The sequence below is a fragment of the Streptomyces tamarix genome (genome assembly GCF_032423885.1).
GTDB classification, from domain to species: Bacteria; Actinomycetota; Actinomycetes; order Streptomycetales; family Streptomycetaceae; genus Streptomyces; species Streptomyces tamarix.
Map to the genome: position 1 here is coordinate 1 of NZ_JAWCTQ010000054.1, position 24,357 is coordinate 24,357.

Genomic DNA, 24,357 nt, shown 5'->3' on the forward strand with positions numbered 1-24,357 from the left:
CGCCCACCAGGGCCAGGTTCTGGATGGCGGCCAGGCCGAACAGGGCCGTGGTGTTGGTGGAGATCCACAGGTGTTCGTAGCCGGGCTCCAGGACCTGCGGGCCCTTCAGCGGGGTCTTCTCCCACTTCATGGCCTTCGTGTACCCGTCGCTGTCGTAGAACTTCCGCCACGCCCGCGCGGCCAGCGCGTCGTCGCCCAACTGGGCGGCGGCGTACGCGTCCTGGCGGGAGTGGCCCTGGAACAGGATGAGCGACCCGAAGTTCTTGCCGTACCGGGCGGCCTGCTCGGTCTTGGTCGCGTTGAAGTAGCGGCAGTAGTCGAGCCACGCCTCCTTGAACGCGGGCATGTCGATCAGGTCGATCAGCTCGGCGCACATCTCGACCAGGCCGAACATCGCCGACAGGTGCGAGACGCCGACCACCGGTTCGGTCGCCACCGCGAACCGCCCCGTGTCCAGGTCGTACAGGCCCGTGCCCTGCACGAAGCCGTTCGGCTGCGCGGCGATCGTCTCCATGGTGGACCGCAGCCGCGCCTCCGCCTTCGCCGCCTTGGGCCCGCGCCGCTCCCACTCGGTCAGCCACGCGGCCGCGAGCCCGCTCCAGTCCGTGCCGAAGCCGATCGACAGCGCGTGGCGGTCGGGCTCGTACGGCTCGGTGCGGATCTTCCGGATCGGGTCGAGGACGAGGAACGTCTCGTCGGAGTCGACCAGGTCGTGCATGAGGTCCCCGACCCGCTCGTCGGCGGTGAGGAAGTAGTACGGGCGCCGGTACACGGCGGTGGAGATGCGCTGCTGCTTCGCGCTGTCCGCGAAGTGCTGCACGCCGTGCCGCGTGCCGAGCCCCGCCCACTGCCCGAGGTGGTACACGTCGACCTCGCCGGTGTGCCGGGTCATCGCCTCCGCGAACCGGAAGATGTCGGCGCGCCCCGAGCGCAGGTACGCGTACCAGAGCCACAGGTCCGGCGACAGCTCCGAGTTGTCCCAGGCGTACCCGCCGACGTCGTACCGCCACTGGTGCCGGTCCTCGTCGTACGTGTGCATGATGTCGCCGTAATCCCAGAAGCCGTACCAGCGGCGCTGCTCGACCTGGTCCTTGTAGTACGTGAACAGGAAGTCGAGCTGGTCCTCGATCGCCGCCTTCGCCGGGGTCGACCGGTCGACGGGGGCGAACAGCCCGCCGAACACCTTGGCGCGGACCAGGTCCTCGGGCGCGGCGGCCAACTGCGGCGGCGTCCGCACGGCCCGCGCCTGGGCGACGAGGGCGTCGGCCGCGGGGGTGGCCGCGTTGGCCCAGAACATCAGCTCGCTGGTGCGGGCGATGCCGTAGGGGGTGCCGAAGCCGGGCTCGTAGTCCTCGTACGTGATGTTGAGGCCCTCGATCTGCTCGGGGTACGTGTCCTGGCCCAGGCCGTCGTGGTAGAAGCGCAGGTCCATGGGTTGCGCCTCGGGCGACCAGAGCCACAGGGTGACCTCGGCGGCGTCCCCGGCGGCGCCGCGGATGTCGAGCTGGGCGGGGTGCTTCTCCCAGAAGTCGCGCAGCCCGAAGGAGAAGCCGCCGCTGACCCCGCCGACGTACGCGAAGCCGTTGGCCCGCCGCCCGCCGCCCGCGGGGATCCAGCCGTGGCCGGGCTTGGTCCGCTTGCGGAGCGTGAAGCCGTCCGCGGACAGCTGGGAGAGCGTGTAGTCGCCCCAGGTGGGGACGTAGGGGAGGCGGGTGGTGACCCGCTGGTCCCAGGTCGACGGGTCGGGCAGCTTCTCGCCCTTGACCTGCGCGGCGCGCACCGCGGCGCCGGGGTCGCGGCGCAGGCCGGTGATGCCCTGGACGGCCTCGGTGAGGAACCCCTCGCCCTCTCCGGCGATGCGGACGTGCCGGTCGTACGCCGCGTCCCGCATGGGCACGGTGAAGCGGACGCCGAGGCCGCGGACGAAGTCCTTGTTCTGGTCGCCGTCGTACGTGATGGTGTGCACCATCCGGAACGACTCGGCGCCAGCGTAGAAGTACAGCCGCACGCTGAACGGCAGCCACCTCCGGCTCCCCTTGCGGTGCTTGCCGTCGATCCGCACGACGGCCCGCACGGGGCCGCGCTGCTCGACGACGGCCCGCTCGATCTCGCCGTCGAACCGTTCCCACTTGGCGTTGCCCTGGTCGCCGTCGTCGAGGTCGCTCTGCCGCAGCAGGACGAGCCGGCCGTCGGTGGCGATCTTCGCGCCGCCGCGGGTGACGGACTCGACGAGTTTCCCGCCGTCCTTGGAGACGACCGCCTTGATGGTGCCCGTGTCGACGGTGATCCGCCGGTCGGTCTCCGTGACGGCGACGCGCTGGGTGGGGGCGGTGCCCCCGGCGCCGGGCGTGAGCGTGAACTTCTCGGCGCCCGCCGCGGCGGGGCCCACGGCGTGGGCGGTCCACTTGAGGGAGCCGTCGGGCCAGTAGGCGGTCGCCCAGCTCTGCACGGGCACCTCCTCGCCGTCCTCGGTGGCCAGGGCGAAGCCCCGGTCGGCCGGGACGGCGCCCTTGGGCCAGGGCACGCCGAACGTCGAGCCGGGCGCGGCGCCGAGCCCTCCGTCCTCCAGCCAGCCGACGCGCACCGGCGCGTCCCCGGCCTGCGCCTCGGCCCCCGGCGCCGCCTGCGCGGTCCCCTGCCCCAGTGCCCAACTGAACTGCGCGGCGGCCCCGACGGCAGCCGCCGCCTTGAACAGGGATCTGCGCGGTATGGGAGACATGAACGTTCCTTCCTGACAGTGAGTCCGAATCGAGCGGTGGACTCGGACCCCGCCGCGCCGCCCGTTCCGCCGGGGCGGAGCGGGCGGCGCGGCGGGTGCCTCGTCCGGGAGGCCGCGCGCGACGGGCCGGGACGCCGTCCCGACGGGGCGCGGGCCTACGGGTCCGGGGCCGGGGCCCCGGGGCCCCCTGGCCCGGGCCCCGGCGCGGCGGTCAGGCGCGGCGGCGTTCCACCGCGAGCGCCGCCCCCATCAGCACCCCCGCCGCGGGCGCCGCCAGCGGCGGCGACAGCCACGCCGACGCGGCGATCACCGCCAGCCCGCACACCAGCACCAGCGACCCCGCCGGGTCGCGCACGGTGCGCCGTACCGCCGCGCCCATGAGCACGCGCCACGACGCGCCGGGCCGCCACACCGCCGCGGCCCGCACCCCGGCGACGACCAGGCCCAGCAGGGCCAGCACCCCGACCGCCCCGGCGAACGCCCCGCCGGGCAGTCCCCCGGCGCGTACGACGGCCAGGTCGGCCCAGACGAGTGCGACCGCCGCCCAGCCGGCGGCTCCGACCAGCCAGCCGTGCCGGGCGGCGGCGGTCCGCAGGTCGGCGACGAACTCCCGCACCCCACCCCCCTCGTGGGCGAGGACGCGCCGCAGGTGCGCCGCGCCCGCCGCGAGCGCGGCCGGCAGGGTGACCAGCGGCAGCGCCGCCACCGCGATCCACACCCCGGTCAGCAGGCACTCCGCGAAGACCGCGAACCCCGCCAGGAAACCGGACGGCCGCGCCGCCCGCGCCGTGTCCGTCACGTGCGTCGTGTTCGTCGTCGACACGCCGGGATCACCCCTTCAGGCCCGACGTGGCCATGCCGTCGATCAGGTACCGCTGGAAGGCGAGGAAGAACGCCAGTACCGGCAGCAGCGCGACCAGCGACATCGCGATCATCCCGCCGTAGTTGGCGACGCCGTCCTGGTCGACGAACATCTTCAGGCCGAGCGACACGGTGTACTTCTCGGGCTCGTTGAGGTAGATCAGCGGGCCCATGAAGTCGTTCCACGCGTTGATGAACGTGAAGATCGCGCTGGTGATCAGCGCCGGCCGGCACAGCGGCAGCACGATCGACCAGTAGATCCGCAGGTGTCCGCACCCGTCGAGGCGGGCGGCCTCGTCCAGCTCCTTCGGCAGGTTCCGCATGAACTGCACCATCAGGAAGACGAAGAAGGCGTCCGTCGCGAGGTACTTGCCGAGCAGCAGCGGCGTGTAGGTGTTGATCAGCTCCAGTTTCTGGAACAGCACGTACTGCGGGATGAGCAGGACGTGGTACGGCAGCAGCAGCGTGCCGATCATCAGGGTGAACATCAGCCCGCGCCCGGCGAACCCGATGCGGGCGAAGGCGTAGGCCGCCAGGGAGCTGGAGACCAGCACGCCGACGACGGAACCGACCGCCAGGAACAGGGAGTTGCCGAAGAAGGTGCTCAGGGGGATGTCGGCGATGCCCTGGGCGAGGTGCCGGTAGTTGTCGGTGATGGGGTCGGTGGGGAACAGTTGGAGGCTGCCGACGATCTCGTCGTTGGGTTTGAGCGAGGCGCCGATCACCCACAGCACCGGGTAGAGCACCACCGCGAGGATGGCGAGCGCCCCGACGTGCCAGGCGATCGAGCCGGCGCCGCGGCGGCGGATGGTGGCGAGCGCGCTCATCGGGCGGCCTCCTCGTAGTGCACCCAGCGCTTCTGGGACCAGAACAGCACCGCCGTCACCAGGCCGACCGCGAGCAGCAGCATCCAGGCCATGGCGGAGGCGAAGCCCATGCGGCTGTTCTCGAACCCCTGCACGTACAGGTAGCAGGTGTAGACGAGCGTCGCGTCGGCCGGGCCGCAGGTGCCGCCGGCCTGGCCGCCCAGGATGTAGGCGGAGCCGAAGATCTGGAAGGAGTGGATGGTCTCCAGCAGGACGTTGAAGAACAGCACCGGGGAGATCATGGGCAGGGTGATGTTCCAGAAGCGGCGCCACGTGCCGGCGCCGTCGACCTCGGCGGCCTCGTACAGCTCGCGCGGCACCTGCTTGAGGCCGGCGAGGAAGATGACCATCGGGGCGCCGAACTGCCACATCGTCAGGGCGATGAGGCTGTACACGATCCAGTCGGGGTCGCCGATCCAGCCGCCGACGTCCATGCCGAACAGGCTGCGCTGGGCGCGGTCGACGATGGCGTCGTCGGAGAAGATCGCGCGCCAGACGATGGCGATGGAGACGCTGGCGCCGATCAGGGACGGGGCGTAGAACGCGGCCCGGTAGAAGCCCTGGCCGCGGCGCTTCTGGTTGAGCAGCAGGGCCACCCCCAGGGCGGCGGCCAGCTTCAGCGGGGTGCCGACGACGACGTACCAGAGGGTGACGTCGACGGAGTGGCGCCACCGGGGGTCGGCGAACATGTCGGTGAAGTTCTTCAGGCCGACCCAGCGGGGCGCGTCGAACAGGTTGTAGTCGGTGAAGGCGAAGTAGAGCGAGGCGATCATCGGACCCGCGGTGAGCAGCGCGAAGCCGGCGATCCACGGGGACATGAAGAGGTAGCCGGCCAGGTTCTCCCGGCGGGCCCGCCGCCGGGCGCCGGGGCCGGAGCGCCCCTTGGCCGCGCCGCCCCGCCCCGGCCCGGGGCCCGCCGGTCCCTCGGCGGGGAGGGCCGCGGCGGCGGGCGTCTGTACAGGTGTCACGGTGTTTCTCCCTCTCAGGAGCCGAGGGCGGTCTTCGACTCGGAGAAGAACTGCTGGACCGCTTCGGCCACGGAGCTCTTGCCGAGGGCCATCTCCTCGGCGATCCGCAGGAACGCGGCCTCCGCGATGTCGGCGCCGGCCGGGTGCGGGGTGATCTGCTCCAGGACGCCGGAGTCGACGAGCTGCTGCTCGTACGCGGCGATCTTCTGGTTCACCGGGTCGGTGGGCTTGAACGCCTCGTACTGGGCCGTGGTGGCGGGCACGCCGCGGTCGTAGCCCATGATCTTGGCGACCTCGGGGTCGTGGACCATGAAGTCGATGAACTGGGCCACTTCCTTGGGGTGCTTGGTGCGCTTGGAGGCGCTGAGCATGAGGGAGCCGAGGTACTGGCCGGTCTTCTTGCCGTCGGTGGTGGGGATGGGCGCGAGGCCGTACTCGCTCTTGCCCTCGGAGGTGTAGCGGATGGTGAAGTTGTCCCAGGTGAACTCGCACGCGGAGAGCCCGGCGGAGAGGGCCGCCTTGGGCTTGACCTGGGAGACCTTCTTCGGGTCGGAGTACGTGCCGGCCCGGACGCCCTGGAGCGCCTTCGTCCACCAGTCGGTGAGGTCGGACTCGGTGAAGCCGAGCCCCTTGGGCGTGAAGAACGCCTTGCCGTGCTGGCGGAGGTAGAGGTCGTAGAGGTACATCACGCCGTACATGCCGCTGTCGCCGGCGCGCCCCTGGGTGTCGCGGATCTTGTCGAGGGCGGCGTGGAACTCGTTCCAGGTCCAGCCCGGCTTGGGGGTGATCCCTGCCTTGTCGAAGACCTTCTCGTCGATGACGAGCGCCATGGAGTTGGAGCCGACGGGGACGCCGAGGAGCTTGCCGTCGACCTCGCCGAACGTGTCGAGGCCGGCGCGGAAGCCGTCCATGCGCAGGTTCCCCGCCTTGACCTGCTCGCTGAGGTCGAGCAGGACGTTCTTGGCGTCGTACTTGCGGAGGAAGCCGATGGCGTTCTGGAAGACGTCCGGCGGGTTGCCGCCGGACGCCTGGGTGTTGAACTTCTTCCAGAAGTCGAGGTACGGCTGGAAGTCGGTCTTGACCTTGATCTTCGGGTACTTCTTCTCGAACAGCTCGATCGTCTGGTTGATGCGCTTGGCGCGGTCGTCCGACCCCCACCACGCGTACCGGATCGTGACGGTCCCGCCGTCCGAGCCGCTTCCGCCGCCGCAGCCAGCCGCCGTCAGGCCGAGGGCGGCCATGGAGCCACCCGCCAGCTTCAGCAGGCTGCGCCGGTCAACAGACCCCTGGGTCCCGGTCCCGTTGGTACGCACAGTCGTCCTCCAGCGCGCATTGAATCGTTTTAGGTAAGCGCTTGCTGGGACAACGTAAGGATCCCGGGCTGGCGAGTCAACGGTTACGACAAGATCCGTTCACGCGACGGCGCGGCGACTCCGGCCTCGGGACACCGCTCCGGAGGGCGTTCGTCCGACCGGCCGAACCACGGGCGCCGCACGGCACCTTCGGGACCTTCCGCGGCGGGGGCGGGGGCGGGCCCGGGCGGGGTCACGGCCGACCCCGCCGCCGGAGGCGCCCGGGAGGGGGCCGCGGGGCCCGGACCGCGCCCGGAGCCCGGCACGACGGCGCCCCCCACCGGAAAAGGTAATGGTCTCATACGCTTACACCCCTATACTGCGGCGATGCGTTCCCTCACGATCAGGCGCGCCGCGGCACGGGACGCGGACCGCCTCACCTCACTGGTCCAGGGGTCCGGCGCCTACCGGGGGGCGTACGCCTCGATGGTCTCGGGGTACCGGGTCACCGCGGAGTACGTGACCCGGCACCGGGTCTTCACGGCCGTCGACGCCGCCGACCGGGCGCTGGGCTTCTACTCCCTCGTCCTGGAGCCGCCGGAGCTGGACCTGATGTTCGTGGCGGACGGGGCGCGGGGGTCGGGCGTCGGCCGGCTCCTGGTGGAGCACATGCTCGACCAGGCCCAGGAAGCCGGCCTGGGCGAGGTCCGCGTGGTGTCCCACCCGCCCGCCGAGCGGTTCTACCGGCGCCTGGGAGCCGAGCGGGTGGGCACGGTGGCCCCGTCCCCGCCGAAGGTGACCTGGGAGCGCCCGGAGTTGCGGTTCGTCCTCGCCTGACGCCCGGGGCGGGAGCGGGATCTCGAAGCCCCGCCCCGCGTCCGCGTCAGCACCCGCACGCGCCGCCCACGTCAGCGCCCCTCCACGCCGCCCGCGCCGGCGCCCGCCCCGCGTCCGCGCCAGCAGCCGCACGCGCCGCCCACGTCAGGGCCCGTCCACGCCGCCCACGTCCGCGCCCACCCGCGTCAGCGCTCCACGAAGACGCTCAGCCGGTAGGTGGTCGGCTGCTCCAGCCGGCCGCAGAACGTGTCCACACGCGTCGCCGACCAGTCGAACCCCTGCTCCGTGCTGCGCAGTCGGCGGAGGTGGGCGTGCCACTCCTTCTCGTCCCGGGTCTCGAAGACGACCTCCCAGTGCCCGGCCTCGGGGGCGAAGCGCCCGGCCGCCCGGCGCGCGGCGCCCTCGTCCCGCTGTCGTCTCCTGCGCTGCTTCGGCATCGGCCCAGCATCGCGGGCCGGTTCCCGCGCGGCAAGGCCGGGCCGATCACGGGTGGCGGCGGGGCGGGAGGCTGGAGGCCCGGACCACCAGTTCCGGCCGGAGGACGATGTGCCGGTGCGCGTGGCCCTCCTGCCCCGTGCCGTCCGTCTCCTCGATGAGGAGCTCCGCCGCCATGCGCCCCATCCGCTGGGCCGGCTGCCGCACCGACGTGAGCGGCACCGCGGCGGCAGCCGCGAACTCGATGTCGTCGTAGCCGACCAGCGCGATGTCGTCCGGCACCGAGACCCCCGCCGCGAACAGGGTCTGGAGGACGCCCAGGGCCAGCAGGTCGTTGGCGCAGAAGACGGCCGAGGGGCGGGGCGACATGCCGAGCAGCCGCGCCCCGGCGTCGCGCCCGGAGGCCACGTCCAGCCGCTCGGTGTCGACCCGTACGAGCGCGTCCGGCGGCAGCCCCGCCTCGGCGACCGCGGCCAGGGCGCCCGTGCGCCGGTCCTCGATCTGCGGCAGGTGCGCGGGTCCGCCGACGTAGACGATGCTCCGGTGGCCCGCGCCGAGGAGGTGCCGCGCCGCGAGCGCGCCGCCCTCGACGTCGTCGACGGAGACGGAACACGCGTCGGTGCCGGCGGCGGTGCGGTCGACGAACACGTACGGGATGCCGTGCCGGGCGAAGGCCCGCAGCGTGTGCCCCTCCGGGTCGGCCGGGGTGACCAGCACCCCGCGCACCCGCTGCTCGGCGAAGAGTCCCAGGTACTCCGCCTCCTCCTCCGGGTCCTGCGCGCTGTTGCAGAGCATGACCCCGAGGCCGGCCTCCCGCGCGGCGCGCTCCGCCCCGGTCGCCAGGTCCACGAAGAACGGGTTCGCCATGTCGAGGACGAGCAGCGCGATGATCCGGCTCTGTCCGGCCCGCAGTTGCCGGGCGGACTCGCTGCGGACGTAGCCCAGCTCCTCGATGGCGGCCTGGACGCGTTCGCGGGTGGCCTCGGCGACGGTGCCGGGCCGGTTGATCACGTTGGAGACGGTGCCGACGGACACCCCGGCCCGTTGCGCCACGTCCTTGATTCCCACCATGCGCGCCACGCCCGCGCCCCCTTTCGCTCCTGCCCCGGCCCGTCCCGGGCGGGACGCCCCATCGTACGCATGAATCGATTCATCCGGTCTTTCACGCGCCGTCCGCACACGCCGACGCCGTGGCGGCGTCCGGTACGGACACCGCCACGGCGCTTCCGGCGGGCGGGGGAGGGGGAGGAACGGGCGGGAAAGGGCGGGAAGGGGCGGGTCAGGTCCGTGCGTCGCTCGCGTCCGGCCGTCCCCCCGGGGGCCGTCCCGGTGGGCGGCTCCCGGCCGCCGTCACCTCGTCCCGAGCCGGATGACGTTCCACGACATCGGCTCCAGCACCGCCCGCAGCACTCCGTCCTCGACCCGCGTCCCGTCCACCGCGTGCGGCGTCACCCGCTCCGGCTCGTCGAGCGTGTTGCGCGCCTCGGGGTCCGGGTCGGCCAGCGCCGTGTGCTCGACGACCTCCATCCCGTCCAGCCCGTGCAGGACCACGTCGAGCGGCAGCGGCGCGGTCCGGTCGCGGTTGACGGCGAACACCGTGACGGTGCCGTCGTCGGCGCGCACGGCGGTGGCGTGCAGCAGCGGGACCGTGCCGTACTTCTTCGTCTCGTACGTCGGCGACTCCACCCGCACGTCGAGGACGCGGCCGCGCCCGTACCGGGACGCCTGGGCGAACGGGTAGAACGTGGTCTGCCGCCACGCCGGCCCGCCCGGCTCCGTCATGATCGGCGCGATGACGTTGACGAGCTGCGCGAGGCAGGCCACGGCCACCCGGTCCGCGTGGCGCAGCAGGGCGATCAGCAGGGAGCCGAAGACCACGGCGTCCGTCACCGAGTAGACGTCCTCCAGCAGCCGCGGCGCCTCGGGCCAGTCCAGCGGCTCGGCCTCGACCTGCTGCTGGTGGCGGCTGAGGTACCAGATGTTCCACTCGTCGAAGGAGAGCTGGATCTTCTTCGGGGACTTCAGGCGCGCCCCGACGTGGTCGCACGTGGCGACCACCTCCTCGATGAACGCCTCCATGTCGACCGCCGAGGCGAGGAAGGAGTCCCGGTCGCCGTCCTGCTCCTCGTAGTAGGCGTGCAGGGAGACGTAGTCGACGACGTCGTACGTCTCGGCCAGCACCGTCGCCTCCCACGCGCCGAACGTCGGCATGCTGCGCGAGGAGCTGCCGCACGCGACGAGCTGCACGTCCCGGTCCATCTGGCGCATGGCACGGGCGGTCTCGGCGGCGAGCCGCCCGTATTCCTCGGCGGTCTTGTGGCCGGTCTGCCAGGGACCGTCCATCTCGTTGCCGAGGCACCACAGGCGGATGCCGTACGGGTCCTTGTCGCCGTGCGCGGCACGGCGGTCGGACAGTTCGGTGCCGCCGGGGTGGTTGGCGTACTCCTGGAGCTCCAGCGCCTCGGCGACGCCGCGCGTGCCGAGGTTGACGGCCATCATCGGCTCGGCCTGGGGGCCGACGCGGCGCAGGAACTCCATGTACTCGGCGAGGCCGAAGCGGTTCGTCTCGGTGGTCCGCCAGGCCAGGTCGAGGCGGCGGGGGCGGCTGCCGACGGGGCCGACGCCGTCCTCCCACCGGTAGTTGGACACGAAGTTGCCACCGGGGTAGCGGATGGCGGTGACGCCCAGCTCGCGGACGAGGGCGAGGACGTCGGTGCGCAGGCCGGCGTCGTCGGCGGCGGGGTGGTCGGGCTCGTGGATGCCGGTGTAGACGCAGCGGCCGAGGTGTTCGACGAACGAACCGAAGAGGCGCGGGTCGACGTCGCCGACCGTGAAGGCCGGGTCGAGGGTGAAGCGGGCGGGGACGGGCGTGGTGCCGGTCATGGGTGGCGGGTTCCCTTCAGGGGTCGGTGGGTTACTGGCCGGCGAGGCCGGTGTGGGCGACGCCGCGGACGATCTGCCGCTGGAAGAGGGCGAAGACCACGAGCAGCGGGAGGCCGGCGATGACGAGGGAGGCCATCATCTGCGCGTACCGGACTCCGTACGACGACTGGACGTTGACGAGGCCGACCGGGAGGGTCATGCCGCCCGGGTCGGTGGTGACGAGGAACGGCCAGAGGAAGTTGTTCCAGGTGGAGATGAAGGTGAAGATCGCGACGGCGGCGAGGACGGGCCGGGACAGCGGCATGACGATCGTCCAGAAGACCCGCCAGCGGCCCGCGCCGTCGACGAACGCGGCCTCCTCCAGCTCGCGCGGCACGCCGTCGAAGAACTTCACCAGGATGAAGACCATCGCGGGCACGGCGACCTGCGGGAGGATCACGCCCCAGTACGTGTCGACGAGGCCGAGGGCGGCCATCTCGGCGAACAGCGGGGCGATCAGCACCTGCGGCGGCACCATGATCCCGGCGAGGACCAGCCCGTACAGCACCCTGCGTCCGCGGAACTCCGTGCGGGAGAAGCCGTACGCGGCGGTGGCGCACAGCAGCACCGTCAGCGCGGTCGTCACGACGGAGACGTACGCGGAGTTGAACATCCAGCGGGTGAGGTCGCCCGAGCCCCACACCTGCCGGTAGGCGTCGAGGGTGACGGTGGAGCCGATCCACTCCAGGGGCGTCCGGGTCGTCTCGCCCTCCGGCTTGAGGGAGGTGGCGACCGCCCAGGCCAGCGGCAGCACCCACGCGACGGCGAGGGCGAGCGCGGCGAGGAGCATCAGCAGCCGGCCGGTGGTCCAGCGGGGGCGGCGGGCGGGGGTGTCGGCGGCCGCGCTCATCGGGCGGTCTCCTCTCGGGTACGGCGGGACAGGCGCAGCTGCACCAGGGAGACGATCAGGATCAGCGCGAAGAAGAGGTACGAGACGGCGGAGGCGTAGCCGGTGCGGTAGCCGGTGAACCCGGCCTGGTAGACGTACTGGAGGATCGGCCGGGTCGCGTCGTCGGGGCCGCCGCCGGTCATGATGTACACCTGGTCGAAGACCTTCAGCGAGGCGAGGACCTGCAGGACGACGACGACGCCGGTGGTCGTGCGGAGCATGGGCAGGGTGATGGAGCGCAGTCGCTGCCAGGGTCCGGCGCCGTCCAGTTCGGCGGCCTCGTACAGGTGCTGCGGGATGGCTTGGAGCGCGGCCAGGTAGAGCAGGAAGTTGAAGCCGACGGTCCACCAGACGGTGGTGAGGACGATGGAGAGCATCGCGTACCGCTCGTCGGTGAGCCAGCCGATGTCGGGGTGGAGGCCGAGGGCGGCCAGGGCCTGGTCGGCGAAGCCGAAGTCGGACGGGTAGATCACCCACAGGAAGAGCAGGCCGACGACGCCGGACGGCAGCAGGAACGGCGCGAACCAGCTGAGCCGCCAGAGCCACTGGACGACCCGCAGGTGATGGGCGAGCAGGGCGAGGACGAGGCCCACGACGACCAGGGGCACGGTGGACAGGACGGTGAACCAGACGGTGTTCCCCAGCGACGACCAGACGGCCGGGTCCTGGATCGCTTCGGCGTAGTTGTCGAGGCCGACGAAGCCTCCTCCGGAGCCGGAGATGTTCTCGCTGGTCAGGCTGATGCCGAGGCCGGAGACGAGCGGCCAGAGCAGGAAGGCCCCGTAGACGAGGAGGAAGGGGGCGACGAAGACCAGGCCGTGCTCGGTCCAGTGCCGGCGGACGGCCGGCCGGGGCGGGCGCGGGGCCGGACGCGCCGTGCGCGGGGCCGGGCGCGTCGGTGCGGGGGCGGGGGGCGTGGTCACCGGATGCCTCCGAAGGGGTTCGGCGTGTCGAGGAGGGTCCGGAGCCGGGCCTTCGCCTCGGCGAGGGCGCTTCGGGGGGTGCGGGCCCCGGTGAGCACACCGGAGAAGACGGCGCCGAGCTCGATCCACATGACGGAGGCCGATCCGGCGAACCAGGCGGGCTCGTCGAGCGCCACGTCGTCGACGACGGAGCGGTACGCCGACTGCGGGGAGAGGGCGAGGTAGTCGGGGCGCCGCAGGGTCGGCAGGTAGGCGGGTACGTGTCCGCCCTTCGCCCATTCGACGGTGTGCCGCAGCATCCAGGCGACGAACGCGTGGGCCGCCTCGTCGGGCGGCCCGCCGCGGCGGTCCTGGTGCGGGAGGACGAAGGCGTGGCAGTCGGCCTGGGCGGTGGGGCGGCCGAAGAGGTTGGGGACGCGGGTGATGGAGAAGGGCAGCCCGGTGACGAGGAAGGAGCCGATCTCCCACGCGCCGTTGAGGTAGAAGCCGGTTTCACCGTTGTTGAAGACGCCGACGGCGCCCGCGTAGTCGACGCGGTGGGCGACGAGGCCCTCTTCCACGAGGGCGCGCATGTACTCCAGGGCCGTCAGCGCCTTGGCGTCGTCGAGGGCGAGGGTGGTGCCGTCGGGGCCGAGGACGGCGCCGCCGAGCTGGGAGTACAGGGTGGAGAACAGCCGCCAGGGGCCGATGCAGTCGGAGCCCAGCGTCTCGGTGACGAGCGCGGGCCGGCCGGTGACCCCGCGGACGGCGCGCAGGGCGGCGGTGAACCGGTCGGCGCCGTCGAGGGGTTCGAGGGTCCCGCCGCGGGTGAGTAGGCCGGCCTTGGCGCAGACCTCGGTGTTGTAGAAGAGGACCATGGGGTGGGTGTCGAGGGGGATGGCGTACTGCCGTCCCCCGACGGCGCCGCGCCGCCAGATGCCGGGCGGGAAGTCGTCCTCCCGTACGCCGTGGGCGGCGAGGAGGTCCAGGTCGAACGGGTCGAGGAGCCGGCCGGGCGCGAACCCGGCGAGGCGGGCCAGGTGGAGGACGGCGACTTCGGGAGCGCGACCGCCGGCGCCGGCCATGGCGAGTTTGGTGTAGTAGGGCGCGCCCCACTGGAGGGTGGCGGCCTCCAGGGCGATGCCCGGGTGCTCGGCGCGGAAGGCGTCGACCATGGCGAGCATGGTGAGGCCGTCGCCGCCGCCGAACAGGTGCCAGTAGCGGAGCCTGGTCCGCCCGGCGTCGGCGGTCCGCGGCGCGGCGCAGCCGGCGACGCCGGCGGCCGCGGCCCCGCCCATCGCGGTGAGCGCCTCTCTGCGGCTCAGGACAGGTCGTCCCATTCCCTCTCCCGGTTCGGCATATCGAATGACGATCGCAACTTCGAACGGGTGGGACCGTAGATTCCCCGCCCCCGGCCGTCAATGAGTCGCGCAAGGATCAAGCGAAATCGCGTCCGGGGTTCGACAGGGCGAACAGAACGACCTCTCGTCAACTCCCGGTTGACACTCCTCGACTGTCAACCTACCGTTGACACATGACGAAACCCGGAGACGCCACCGCGTCCGTCCGCCTGGACGACCTCATCCACGCCATCAAGAAGACCCACTCCGACACGCTCGACCAGCTCTCCAGCGCCGTCATCGCCGCCGACCACCTGGGCGACGTGGCCGACCACCTGATCGGGCACTTCGTGGACCAGGCCCGGCGGTCGGGGGCGTCGTGGACGGACATCGGCCGCAGCATGGGCGTCACCCGGCAGGCGGCGCAGAAACGGTTCGTGCCGAAGGACCCGGGCGAGCCGACGGAACTGGACCCGAGCCAGGGCTTCAGCCGATTCGACGACACCGCCCGGAAGGTCGTCGTCGCCGGGCACGCCGCCGCGCAGAGCGCCCGCAGCGCCGAACTCGGCCTCCCCCACCTGGTGCTGGGGCTGGTGACGGAACCGGAGACGGCCGCGATGAAGGCGATCACCGCGCAGGGCGTGACGCTCGACGCCGTACGGCGTGCCGCGTCCGCCGCGCTCCCCCCGGCCGCCGAGGAGCCTCCCTCCCTCGTCCCGTACGACCAGGCCGCCAAGAAGGTCCTGGAGCTGACGTTCCGCGAGGCCCTGCGCCTCGGGGACCAGTACATCGGCCCCGAGCACCTGCTGCTCGCCCAGTTGGAGTACGAGAACGGCGACGGCGTGCTGAGCGGCCTCGGCATCGACAAGGAGGCCACCGAGGCACACCTCACGGCCGCGCCCTGACACCCCCGTGGGCGCGGGGACGGGGTGTTCCCGCGCCCACGTCCGCCCGTGGCCCGGGGGCATCCGTACGGGCCGGTAGGGCTCCGGACGGCACGCGCCGCCCGCCCGTCCCGCGCGTGCGCGGGGCGCACCGGACGGCGCATTGAGGGCACAAGCGTTCGAGCAAGGTTTCTGCAAGGACGCGGCCAGGACGGCGTCCACCCCTCCGGGCATGCGCCTCTCCGTCAATCGGCCTTGCGATTCGGGGGGAACACGGTGAAAGGGATCAGCAGGTTCGCGCGGTCCGCGGCGGACGCGTCCGGCGCCCGCCAGTGGCTCACGCTGACCGGGCGCAAGACGGTGCTGGTGGTGGCGCACACCGTCACGTACGGGAAACGACTGCTCGACGTGGTGCCGCTCCTGGAGTCGGACTTCCGCGTCCAGTGCGTGTTCACCGTGCCGCCGCACGAACTGGGCGACGGCACGGCGCGGTTCCTGCACGAGGCGGGGAGCGCGGTGGTGCCCTGGGAGGAGGCGGTACGGACGGATTTCGACCTGGCCCTGGCGGCCGGCCCGCGCCACATGGCGTCGGTGCGCGCCCGGGTCGTGCTGCTGCCGCACGGCGCGAACTTCGTGAAGCGGCTGCGCGGCACCCCCGGCTCGGAGGTGCTGGGGCTGCGCCGCCAGGACGTCCTGCTGGACGGTGAGGTCCCGGCCGCGGTGGTCCTGGCGCACCGGGACGACCTGGCCGCGCTGGGCCGCAGTTGCCCGGAGGCGGTGCCGGCGGCGTCGGTGGTGGGCGATCCGGCGCGGGACCGGATCGTGGCGAGCCTGCCGCACCGGGACGCCTACCGGGCGTCGCTCGGCCTGGGCCGGGACGAGCGGCTCGTCGCGGTCACGTCCACGTGGGGGCCCGGATCGGCGTTCGCCCGGTTCGACCTGCTGCTGCCGCGTCTGATGGACCAGGTGCGCGGCACGGGCGACCGGCTGGTCGTGCTCCTGCACCCCAACGTGTGGTCGGGGCACGGGTCCCGGCAGGTGCGGGCCTGGCTGCGCTGCTGGGCGGAGCGGGGCCTCGGGATCGTCCCGCCGGACATGGACTGGAGGCCGGTGCTGTGCGCCGCCGACCTGATCGTCGGCGACCACGGTTCCGTCACCCTGTACGCAACGCTCACGGGCGCGCCGATCCTGATGGCGGAGTCGCCGGAACAGGAGATCAATCCGGCCTCGCCCGCGGCCGACCTGGCGCTCCTGGCACCGTCCCTGTCACCGGTCCACCCCCTGGGCGAGCAGTTCGCCTACGCGGAGGCGGAGTACAGCGCACCGGCGTACGAGGCCCTCGCCGCGCGCATCACCTCCGAGCCGAACCGCTTCGACCACAACATGAGGGCCCTGCTGTACCGGCTCCTGGGCCTGGGCCGGCCGGCTCACGCCCCGCTCACCCGTCCCCTCCCGCCGCCGTCGGCCGCACGCGTGTGGCCGCACTCGGACCGGGAGGCGACGGCGTGAGCGGCGTACGGCGGGAACCCGGCACCGGGTGGCTGCCGGGCGACTGGCTCGTCGCGGACGCGGACGCCCCGGGGCAGGAGCGGCGGCGGGAGCTGGCGGACGTCCTCTACCGGTGCCGGCCGGGCGGCCTCGCGGAGGCGCGCGCCCTGCTGGACCGGTACCCGGGCTGCGTCCTGGTGCTCCTCGCCGGCGGTTCAGGACGTCAGTGCGGCGAGCCGGCCGGCGAGCCTGTCCGCGTCCCCGGGGCTCACCCGGGCGAAGAGGTCGCGGGCGCGCTCATAGGAGTCGCCCGCGACCTGCGTGTCGCCGCCTTCCTGCGCGCTGAGGCCGATCATCTCCAGGGTGCGGGCCTGCCAGTGCGCGGCGCCGGACTCCTCGAAGGCCCGCAGTGCCTCGTGGAGGTGCTCCAGACCGGCCGCGTACTGCCCGGCGCGGGCCCGTGCCCGCCCCAGGAAGGCGAGCGCGCGGGCCGCGTCGTGCGGGTCCCGCACGTCGAGGAGGACCGCGCGGGCCTCCTCGCACTCCGCGACGGCGAGCGGGGCGTCGTCCACCGCGAGGGCGACCTCGCCGAGCACGATCCGGGCGAGACCCACCCCGCGCCGGTAACCGGTCTCCTCCCACAGGTCGACGGCCCGGCGCAGGTGGGCGGCGGCTTCGGCGTACCGTCCGGCTTCGAAGTGGGCGGCACCGATGCCGAGCAGCGCCTGCCCCTCGTCGCGGCGGTCGCCCGCGCGCCGGGCCGCCGCGCGGGACTGCTCGTACCAGGAGACGGCGTCGTCCGGCCGCCCGGCCGCGCTCAGGCCGATGGCTCCGGAGTTGAGCATCTGCCGCTCGGCCGCGGCGTGACCGGCACGCCGGGCCGCGGCCAGCCCGGTCTCGTGGGCGGCGATCCACAGGTCGTACACGCGCAACCGGAGGAAGAGCGGCCACATCGCGTCGACCAGTTGCCACACGAGCGTGTCCCAGCCCTGCTCCTCTGCGGCGGCCAGCACGGCGCGCAGGTCGTCCTGGTGGTCGGCCAGCCACCGCAGCGCGCCGGCCTCGTCGGTGAAGGGCGGCTCCAGGTCGGGCAGGCCGGGCGCGTAGGCGCGGTCGAGGGTGAGCTGGGCGGGGGTGATGAGCTTCTCGGCCTCCGTCGTGGTGGCCAGGTACCAGTCACAGACCCGGCGTAGGGCGGCGGCGCGTGCGTCGGCCGGCTCGTCGGCGGCGCCGCGCTCGCGCGCGTGGAGACCGATGAGGTCGTGGAAGCGGTAGCGGTCGGGGCCGATGTCCTCCACGAGGTTGGCCTCCACGAGGGCGTCGAGGAGTTCGCCGGCCTGGTCGAGCGGCAGAGCCGCGGCGGCGGCCGCGGCCCTGGCGCCGAAGCCGGGCACGGGCAGGTGGCCGAGCAGCCGGTAGAGCCGGGCGGCCGGCGCGTCGAGCGCGGCGTAGGAGGTGTCGAGGGCGCTGCGCACGGCGGGTTCTCCTTCCACGGCCAGGACGGCGAGCCTGTTCTGGTCCCGGGCGAGGGCGTCGGCCAGGTCGCCGACGGGCTGGCGGGGGCGTGCCGCGAGGCGGGCGGAGGCGACGCAGACGGCGAGGGGGAGGCCGGCGCACAGCTTCACGACGCGCCGGGCGGCGCCCGGTTCGCCGTCCGCGCGGGCCCGCCCGATGCCGCGGACGAGGAGCTCCTCGGCGGCTTCGGGCGGCATGAGGCCGAGCGGGTGGAAGAGGGCCCCGTCGATCCGGAGGCCGGTGAGCCGGCGGCGGCTGGTGACGGCGACCAGGCTCTGCCCCGAACCGGGCAGCAGCGGTCTGGCCTGGGCGGCGGTGTAGACGTTGTCGAGCATGACGGCGAGCCGCAGCCCCGCCGTGAGGGAGCGCCACAGCGCGGTCTTCTCGACGGTGTCGACGGGTACGGGTCCCGGGTGGATGGCCCGCAGGAACCGGCCGAGGACCTCACCCGGCGGCACGGCCTCGTCGGCGGCGTGGCCCCGCAGATCCGCGTAGAGGTGCCCGTCCGGATACGCCCCGGCGCCGCGGTGGAGCCAACGGGTGACGAGCGCCGTCTTGCCGACCCCGGCGGGCCCGGTGACGACGACCAGCCGTGGCGACCGCTCCCCCGCGCCGCCGGGGCGCTCCGGCTCCCCCGGGTGCCGGTCGATCAGCGCGTCGAGGGCGGTGAGGTCGCTCTCCCGGTCGGTGAAGTGGAGCGACACGGGGAGCAGTTGCCGGGGCACCGGCAGGGGGCGGGGACTCTGGATGTGGGTGTGGATGCCGCCGTGGACGGCGTGCGCCTGCACGGTGACGCCGTGGACGGTGGCGGAACCGCCGATCGCGTTGGTGTGATGCACGTGTTCCGCACGACCCGTGCCGTCTGCGTGGTCCGCTTGACCGGTCACTGCGCCCCCCGTGGTCCGTCCCTGTCTTCCCCTACCCGCCGGGGCGCGGCCGTAAGGGGGCGGGAATCCGCCGGTAATTCGCTCTCCACTCACTGGTCCGGTCCTGGACGAACTGCCATTCTGTGCAGTCCACCACGGGAGCCGGCGGGAGGAACGCTGGTGGACATCCACATCCTCGGTCCGGTCGGCCTCGGTTCCCGCGACGGCCGGCTGGGGCTCGGTTCGGACAAGGAACGTCTGCTGCTGGCGGCCCTCGCCCTGGACGTGGGCCGCCCGGTCGCGCTCGACGCCCTCGTCGATCGTCTGTGGGACACGGGGCCTCCCCCGGCGAAGGCCAGGGCGAACGTCCACACGTACGTCTCGCGGATCCGCCGCGCGATCCGCTCCGCCACCGGCCCGGACGGCCCCGCCGCGGCCCTGGTGTACCGGACGCACACGTACACGCTGCGGGTGCAGCCGGAGGTGGTGGACTGGCACCGGTACCTGCGGCTCGCGGAGCGGGCGCGCACGACGTCCGCGGAGGGGGACGACGTACGGGCCTCGGAGCTGATGCGCCGGGCCGAGCGGCTCTGGGCGGGCGAGGCCCTGGCGGGTCTCCCGGGCCTGTGGGCGGAGCGTGTCCGCGCGGGCCTCGCCGAACGCAGGCGCGGCGTCGCCACCGCGCGGATCGCGATCGACCTGCGTCTGGGACGGTTCGCGGAGGCCGCGGCGGAGCTGACGCCACTCGTCGACGAGCACCCGGGCGACGAGACGCTCGTCGGTCAGCTGATGGTGGCGTTGTACGCGAGCGGCCGCCACGCCGACGCGCTCCTCGCCCACCAGGCGCTGCGCAGAAGACTGCGCGACGACTTCGGCACGGAGCCGGGTGAGGAACTGACCCGGATCCACCGGCACATCCTCGCGAGGGGCCCGGTCGGGGAGCTGACGGGCGGTACCGCACGCGTCTCCTCGCCCTCCTCCGCGCCGGAGGAGGCGCCACGGCGCCATCCGTTGCGCAACCAGCTCCCCTACCAGGCTGCCCTGATAGGACGCCACGACGAGATGCGGCGCATCCTCGCGGCCATCGACACCGCCGGGACGCACGGGTCGACGGTCAGCCTGGAGTCGATCTCCGGCATGGCGGGCGTGGGGAAGACGGCACTGGCGGTCCGGGCGGCGCACGAGTTCGGGGACCGCTTCCCCGACGGCCAGCTCTACGTCAACCTGCGCGCCCACGCCCAGGGCCTGGAGCCGCTGACGGCGGGGGCGGCACTCGCCACGCTGCTGCGCCTCCTCGACGTACCACCGCGGTCCATCCCCGCGGACGTGGAGGAGCGCGCGACGCTGTGGCGGCGGATCCTGGGCCGGCGGCGCGTGCTGATCGTGCTGGACGACGCGGCCGGGCCCCGCCAGGTACGGCCGCTGCTGCCGGGCGAGGGCTCGGAGTGCTTCACCATCGTCACCAGCCGCCGCAGCCTCGTGGGCCTGCCGCAGGCCCGGAGGCTCGCCCTGGACGTCCTGCCGCGGCAGGACGCCGTCGCCCTGTTCCGGGAGGTGGTCGGACCGGACCGGTGCGGGGACGAGGCGGAGGTCGCCCGCATCGTGGAGCTCTGCGGCCACCTACCGCTGGCCATCGAGATCGCGGCCAACCGCCTGAACGCCCACCCCTCCTGGGACCTGGCCGTCCTGCGGGAGCGGCTGGCGCGGGCACCGAGCCGGTTGAGCGAGATCCGGGACGGCTACTCGGAGATCGGCCGGGCCTTCGAGATGTCGTACCAGGCCCTCGGAGCGGAGGAGCAGGCCGTGTTCCGGATGCTCAGCCTCCACACGGGTCCCGAGTTCGGCCCGTACGCCGCGGCCGCGCTGTGCGGCCGACCGGTGGAGGAGGTCGAGCGGGTGCTGGAGAACCTCCTCCAGTGCCATCTGCTCCAGGAGCCGGTTCCGCACCGGTTCCGCTTCCACGACCTGCTGGGCGAGTACGCGCGGCTGCTGTGCGCGGCGACGGAGACCGCCGGGGAGCGGGACGCCGCGGTGGAGCGGCTCATCGGCTTCTACCTGCGCACGGCCGAGCGGTGCGACCGGGTGCTGTACCCGCGGGAGTCCCGCCCCGCCGCGCAGGCTCCACCGGACGGAACGGGCACGCCCGGGGGGCCGTCCGGCACTCCGGAGGAGCCGGAGGTGCGGATCGACCGGGAGGAGGAGGCGCTGTCCTGGTTCCGGGCCGAGCGGTCGAACCTGGTGAACGCCGAGCGGCACACCCGGCTGCGCGGCTCCGGCGACCTCGCGGCCCTCCTCAGCCGGGCGCTGGCCTGCTTCCTCTACGGCGAATGCCACTGGACGGACGCGATCCGCATGCACGGCGCGGCGGCCGAGCACTGGCGCCGTACGGGTGACGACGCCGCGCTGTGCCGGTCCCTGATGCACCTGACGGCGGCGCACACCGCGACCGGCGACTACGCGGCGGCCGAGGCGCGGGCCGCCGAGGCGCTGGCCCTGTCGGAGGCAGCCGGTGACACGGACGCCCAGGGCGAGGTGCTGCGCGAACTGGGCCTGCGGCATTGGCACACGGGCCAGAACCAGGAGGCCGTGCGCCTCCACCGCAGGGCGTTGGAGCTGTGCGCGGCCTCCGGCGACGAGTGGCGGCAGGCGCGCTGCCACAACCACATCGCGATCTCCCTGATGTACCTGGGGCAGTACGACGAGGCGCTGGGGCACTACCGCCATGCGATCAGGGGTTTCCGGGAGACCCGAGACGAGCGGTTGCTGGCGAAGACGCTCAACAACCTCGGAAACCTCTACATGCACATGGGGAAGCCGGAACCCGCCCGCCGCACCCTGGAGAGCGGCATGCGCATCGCGGAACGGACGGGCAGCCGCCTGGACCACGCCACTCTGCAGATCAACCTCGCCGAGGTCCTCGCGAACTCCGGGAGCCCGCGCAAGGCCGTGACGATGTACCGGCGGGCACTCCTGGTCTTCCAGGAGCTGGGCGACCGCAAGAACGAGGCGATCACGACCGCCGGACTCGGCATGGCCCACCAGGCGGTGGCGGAGACGGAACGGGCGATCGCCTACTTCCAGCAGTCGCTGGCCCTGGCACGGGGCATCGGCGCGGGTCTGGAGGAGGTGCAGGCGCAACGGCTGCTCGGCGGGGCGGAACTCGCCCGGGGCAACGCGCGGGAGGCCGAACCGCACCTCGTGGCGGCCGTCGAATCCGCCCGGCGGATCCACTTGCCGGAGGAGGAGGCCCTTGCGGAGGAGTGCCTCGCCGAGGTGTACGCGTCCCTCGACCGCCGCGGGGAGGCCCTCGAACTGTGGCGGCACGCGTGCGCGCTGCTGACCCCCTTGGACGCGGGGGCGGCGGCACGGATCAGGGAGAGGATGGCCGGATTCGATCAGGTGACCGAATGATCGACCAGCGGATTCTAGCCCAGCAGTCCCGTGAATATGACAGAGGAAAGGAAAAGTCTGACTGAATTGGTGAAGGGTCGATTCCGTGTGGTAATTATGCGCGGTGTACGAAGATCGCAGAAAGCGCCGGAGCTTCGAGTCCGTCGCCATGTCCGCCGCCCCCTTGTTCAGCGCCCTGCTCCTGGCCGTGCCCTCCGACTCCGCCTCCCCCCTCCGGACGCATGCCGGCGAGCAGCGCACCGCGATACCGGTGGCCACGGTGAGGCCGATCGCCGCCCTCCCCTTCGGCACCCCACCCCCGGCCGTGCCCTCCGACTCCGCCTCCCCCCTCCGGACGCATCCCGGCGAGCAGCGCACCGCGATACCGGTGGCCACGGTGAGGCCGATCGCCGCCCTCCGGGACACCGTCAATGGGTCCTGCCTCCCGACGGGGGAGAAGGAGCTGGTCGCGGCCGTATGAACGGAGGGGCGGCCCCCGGGGCCGCCCCCTCAGCCGAGCCGTCGGCCGCATCAGGCCGTCCAGGGCGACGCCGCGAACACCGCCTCGCCCACACACTGCTCCGGGCCGGTCGCCCAGGGCGGCTCCGTTCCGCATGTCACCCGTCCCCCGCGTCCGCGACGCCCACGCGGTCCGGCGAGGGACCGCCCGCGGTTTCCGGGCGAGGGGCGGGCGGCGCGGTCGTCAGGTGCGCGGCACCCAGTGGTACTTGCCGCCGCCGACCCAACGGACGACGGCCGGGTCGTCGAGGTCGACGCGGGTCATCCCCAAGTCGCGGGCGATCTTGATCACGTCGATGATGTCGCGGGCGGTTCCGACGACATCGCCCCTGACCTCCACCACCCGGTACGGGGGGTCGGCCGGCACGACGCCGAGGACGACGATCGGGGAGCGGCCCGGGGCGCCTTCGGGAAGGACGTCGCTCATCGCTTCGGATCTCCTTCGGTGCAGGCGGCAGGCGGCAGGCAGCGGCCTGGGGCCGCCCGTCGGACCTCTACGGTCTACCCCCGCTGGAGCGCCTTCCCGCGAGGCTGGCGCGAAGGCGCCAATCGGCCCGCCCCCGCCCCCACGAGCGGTTCGCGGGCCGCGTCGTCTCCGCCCGACGGGCCGCGTCACCTCCGTCCGGTGGTCCGCGTCGGCGCCGTCCCCCGCATCACCGCCCCGCGCGTTCCGTGTGCCGCAGCACCTCCTCGGCCAGTCGGCCGTCCAGCGCGGACGGCAGGGTGTGGCCCAGGCCCGGCACGGTGACCAGCCGCGCGCCGGGTACCGCGGCGGCGAGGGCCTCGCCGTGCGGGAGGGGGAACATCGGGTCCGCGGTGCCGTGGAGCACCAGCGTCGGCGCGGTCACCCCGGCGAGGTCCTCGGTACGGCCGCTGCCGGCCGCACCGGCGAGCGTGTGGTTGAGGGCGGCGGGCAGATGGCGCGCCCGCCGGTACACGCGCCTCTCCATCGCCCGGTACTCGTCCTCGTCGAAGGGCAGGTCCGGGCCGTGGAGGACGCGCCAGAGCGGCAGCCGCGCGGCCAGGTACTCCTCCTCCCCCATCCCCCGGGACTGCGACACCGAGGCCAACGTCGCCAGCAACTCCGGTGTGGGCGCGGGGAGTTCTCCCTCCAGCGGCGGCAGCCCGGCCATCGCCCGCCCCACGATGCCCGCCATGTCGGTGCCCAGCGGCGACGAGGCGAGGGCCGTCAGGGTCAGCATCCGGTGACGGTGGGTCACGGCGAGCCGCTGGGCGATGACGCCGCCGAGGGAGGCGCCCACGAAGTGCGCCCGGTCGACGCCGAGCGCGTCGAGCACGGCGAGCGCGTCCGCCGCCATGTCGGCGACCGTGTAGGGGTGGGCGGCGAAGTCGACGGTGGAGGAGCGGCCCGCGTCCCGGTGGTCGTAGCGGATGACGCGGCGGCCCCCGGCGACGAGCCGCGCGACGAACCCGTCGTTCCACTGCACGCCCTGGGCGCCGGCCCCCATCAGCAGCAGCACCGCCGGATGCGCCGGGTCCCCGAACTCCTCGGTCCAGAGCCGGAGGTCCCCGGCCGGCACCATGCGCTCGACCCCGGCGAAGCGGCCCTTCCCGGTCCCGCACTCTTTTTCCTGCATGGTCGTTCAAGATAATGTCCCTCGACTCCGCCTGCCATCGATTTCCGGCCGGATGGCGACCCCGGG

19 protein-coding genes are annotated in these 24,357 nt (G+C 73.3%); 5 read left to right on the plus strand and 14 right to left on the minus strand.

The window, feature by feature from the left end; all coding sequences use genetic code 11:
* The 5 genes from RND61_RS28750 to RND61_RS28770 form a co-directional block, all read right to left on the minus strand.
* The coding region (locus tag RND61_RS28750; RefSeq protein ID WP_315881067.1) for an exo-rhamnogalacturonan lyase family protein at positions 1–2,719 on the minus strand (2,719 nt) is incomplete at its 3' end.
* Positions 2,720–2,930: 211 nt separating this feature from the next.
* Positions 2,931–3,518, minus strand: coding sequence for a hypothetical protein (locus RND61_RS28755; RefSeq protein ID WP_315881100.1), 588 nt, complete (start codon positions 3,516–3,518; stop codon positions 2,931–2,933).
* Between the two features lie 31 nt (positions 3,519–3,549).
* Positions 3,550–4,407 carry a carbohydrate ABC transporter permease gene (locus RND61_RS28760; RefSeq protein ID WP_315881068.1) on the minus strand — a complete coding sequence of 286 codons (858 nt, stop codon included), beginning with the start codon at positions 4,405–4,407 and terminating at the stop codon, positions 3,550–3,552.
* A complete protein-coding gene (locus tag RND61_RS28765; protein ID WP_315881069.1) occupies positions 4,404–5,414 on the minus strand; it encodes a carbohydrate ABC transporter permease in 1,011 nt (336 codons plus the stop codon). Before RND61_RS28765 ends, RND61_RS28760 begins: the two co-directional genes overlap by 4 nt.
* Before the next feature lie 14 nt (positions 5,415–5,428).
* Complete coding sequence (locus RND61_RS28770; RefSeq protein WP_315881101.1) at positions 5,429–6,655, minus strand: ABC transporter substrate-binding protein; 1,227 nt, start codon at positions 6,653–6,655, stop codon at positions 5,429–5,431.
* A gap of 438 nt (positions 6,656–7,093) precedes the next feature.
* Here RND61_RS28770 and RND61_RS28775 point away from each other — a divergent pair, with 438 nt between their 5' ends.
* The gene (locus RND61_RS28775; RefSeq protein ID WP_315881070.1) at positions 7,094–7,543 is read left to right on the plus strand and encodes a GNAT family N-acetyltransferase; all 450 of its coding nucleotides are present in this window, start codon (positions 7,094–7,096) and stop codon (positions 7,541–7,543) included.
* A gap of 185 nt (positions 7,544–7,728) precedes the next feature.
* Here RND61_RS28775 and RND61_RS28780 read toward each other — a convergent pair whose 3' ends face one another.
* From RND61_RS28780 to RND61_RS28805, 6 genes are all read right to left on the minus strand, one after another.
* A complete protein-coding gene (locus RND61_RS28780; RefSeq protein ID WP_315881071.1) occupies positions 7,729–7,980 on the minus strand; it encodes a hypothetical protein in 252 nt (83 codons plus the stop codon).
* Between the two features lie 46 nt (positions 7,981–8,026).
* Positions 8,027–9,049 (minus strand): LacI family DNA-binding transcriptional regulator, encoded by a 1,023-nt coding sequence (locus RND61_RS28785; protein WP_315881102.1) that lies wholly within the window; start codon positions 9,047–9,049, stop codon positions 8,027–8,029.
* Between the two features lie 279 nt (positions 9,050–9,328).
* Positions 9,329–10,861, minus strand: coding sequence for an arabinosylfuranosidase ArfA (arfA, locus tag RND61_RS28790; RefSeq protein ID WP_315881072.1), 1,533 nt, complete (start codon positions 10,859–10,861; stop codon positions 9,329–9,331).
* A gap of 31 nt (positions 10,862–10,892) precedes the next feature.
* Positions 10,893–11,750, minus strand: a complete 858-nt coding sequence (locus RND61_RS28795) for a carbohydrate ABC transporter permease (RefSeq protein WP_315881073.1) — start codon at positions 11,748–11,750, stop codon at positions 10,893–10,895.
* Complete coding sequence (locus RND61_RS28800; protein WP_315881074.1) at positions 11,747–12,712, minus strand: carbohydrate ABC transporter permease; 966 nt, start codon at positions 12,710–12,712, stop codon at positions 11,747–11,749. The genes RND61_RS28795 and RND61_RS28800 overlap by 4 nt, the downstream gene beginning before the upstream one ends.
* Entirely contained in the window at positions 12,709–14,031 is a 1,323-nt protein-coding gene (locus RND61_RS28805; protein WP_315881075.1) for an extracellular solute-binding protein, read from the minus strand. The genes RND61_RS28800 and RND61_RS28805 overlap by 4 nt, the downstream gene beginning before the upstream one ends.
* A 194-nt stretch (positions 14,032–14,225) precedes the next feature.
* On the opposite strand from RND61_RS28805, the gene RND61_RS28810 reads away from it, so the two are divergent.
* The gene (locus RND61_RS28810) at positions 14,226–14,936 is read left to right on the plus strand and encodes a Clp protease N-terminal domain-containing protein (RefSeq protein ID WP_315881076.1); all 711 of its coding nucleotides are present in this window, start codon (positions 14,226–14,228) and stop codon (positions 14,934–14,936) included.
* A gap of 255 nt (positions 14,937–15,191) precedes the next feature.
* The gene (locus RND61_RS28815) at positions 15,192–16,424 is read left to right on the plus strand and encodes a hypothetical protein (RefSeq protein ID WP_315881077.1); all 1,233 of its coding nucleotides are present in this window, start codon (positions 15,192–15,194) and stop codon (positions 16,422–16,424) included.
* Between the two features lie 194 nt (positions 16,425–16,618).
* On the opposite strand, the gene RND61_RS28820 is transcribed toward RND61_RS28815, so the two are convergent.
* Positions 16,619–18,757, minus strand: a complete 2,139-nt coding sequence (locus RND61_RS28820) for a tetratricopeptide repeat protein (protein ID WP_315881078.1) — start codon at positions 18,755–18,757, stop codon at positions 16,619–16,621.
* A 207-nt stretch (positions 18,758–18,964) separates the two neighbouring features.
* On the opposite strand from RND61_RS28820, the gene RND61_RS28825 reads away from it, so the two are divergent.
* Together RND61_RS28825 and RND61_RS28830 are read left to right on the plus strand one after the other, a co-directional pair.
* The gene (locus tag RND61_RS28825; RefSeq protein ID WP_315881079.1) at positions 18,965–22,195 is read left to right on the plus strand and encodes an AfsR/SARP family transcriptional regulator; all 3,231 of its coding nucleotides are present in this window, start codon (positions 18,965–18,967) and stop codon (positions 22,193–22,195) included.
* 148 nt (positions 22,196–22,343) lie between these two features.
* The gene (locus RND61_RS28830; protein WP_315881080.1) at positions 22,344–22,655 is read left to right on the plus strand and encodes a hypothetical protein; all 312 of its coding nucleotides are present in this window, start codon (positions 22,344–22,346) and stop codon (positions 22,653–22,655) included.
* Positions 22,656–22,877: 222 nt separating this feature from the next.
* Here RND61_RS28830 and RND61_RS28835 read toward each other — a convergent pair whose 3' ends face one another.
* Together RND61_RS28835 and RND61_RS28840 are read right to left on the minus strand one after the other, a co-directional pair.
* On the minus strand, positions 22,878–23,120 hold the full coding sequence (locus RND61_RS28835; RefSeq protein ID WP_315881081.1) for a hypothetical protein: 243 nt from the start codon (positions 23,118–23,120) through the stop codon (positions 22,878–22,880).
* Positions 23,121–23,346: 226 nt separating this feature from the next.
* Positions 23,347–24,291: an alpha/beta fold hydrolase gene (locus RND61_RS28840; RefSeq protein WP_315881082.1), complete on the minus strand. Its 945-nt coding sequence runs from the start codon at positions 24,289–24,291 to the stop codon at positions 23,347–23,349.
* Positions 24,292–24,357 lie beyond the last annotated feature (66 nt).

Bases quoted from the DNA above. Each gene is read 5' to 3' on its own strand.
- RND61_RS28785 (WP_315881102.1), bottom strand. From the start codon at position 9,049: ATGGTGGGAATCAAGGACGTGGCGCAACGGGCCGGGGTGTCCGTCGGC.
- RND61_RS28835 (WP_315881081.1), bottom strand. From the start codon at position 23,120: ATGAGCGACGTCCTTCCCGAAGGCGCCCCGGGCCGCTCCCCGATCGTC.
- arfA (WP_315881072.1), bottom strand. From the start codon at position 10,861: ATGACCGGCACCACGCCCGTCCCCGCCCGCTTCACCCTCGACCCGGCC.
- RND61_RS28795 (WP_315881073.1), bottom strand. From the start codon at position 11,750: ATGAGCGCGGCCGCCGACACCCCCGCCCGCCGCCCCCGCTGGACCACC.
- RND61_RS28805 (WP_315881075.1), bottom strand. From the start codon at position 14,031: ATGGGACGACCTGTCCTGAGCCGCAGAGAGGCGCTCACCGCGATGGGC.
- RND61_RS28770 (WP_315881101.1), bottom strand. From the start codon at position 6,655: ATGGCCGCCCTCGGCCTGACGGCGGCTGGCTGCGGCGGCGGAAGCGGC.
- RND61_RS28760 (WP_315881068.1), bottom strand. From the start codon at position 4,407: ATGAGCGCGCTCGCCACCATCCGCCGCCGCGGCGCCGGCTCGATCGCC.
- RND61_RS28830 (WP_315881080.1), top strand. From the start codon at position 22,344: ATGTCCGCCGCCCCCTTGTTCAGCGCCCTGCTCCTGGCCGTGCCCTCC.
- RND61_RS28775 (WP_315881070.1), top strand. From the start codon at position 7,094: ATGCGTTCCCTCACGATCAGGCGCGCCGCGGCACGGGACGCGGACCGC.
- RND61_RS28810 (WP_315881076.1), top strand. From the start codon at position 14,226: ATGACGAAACCCGGAGACGCCACCGCGTCCGTCCGCCTGGACGACCTC.
- RND61_RS28840 (WP_315881082.1), bottom strand. From the start codon at position 24,291: ATGCAGGAAAAAGAGTGCGGGACCGGGAAGGGCCGCTTCGCCGGGGTC.
- RND61_RS28780 (WP_315881071.1), bottom strand. From the start codon at position 7,980: ATGCCGAAGCAGCGCAGGAGACGACAGCGGGACGAGGGCGCCGCGCGC.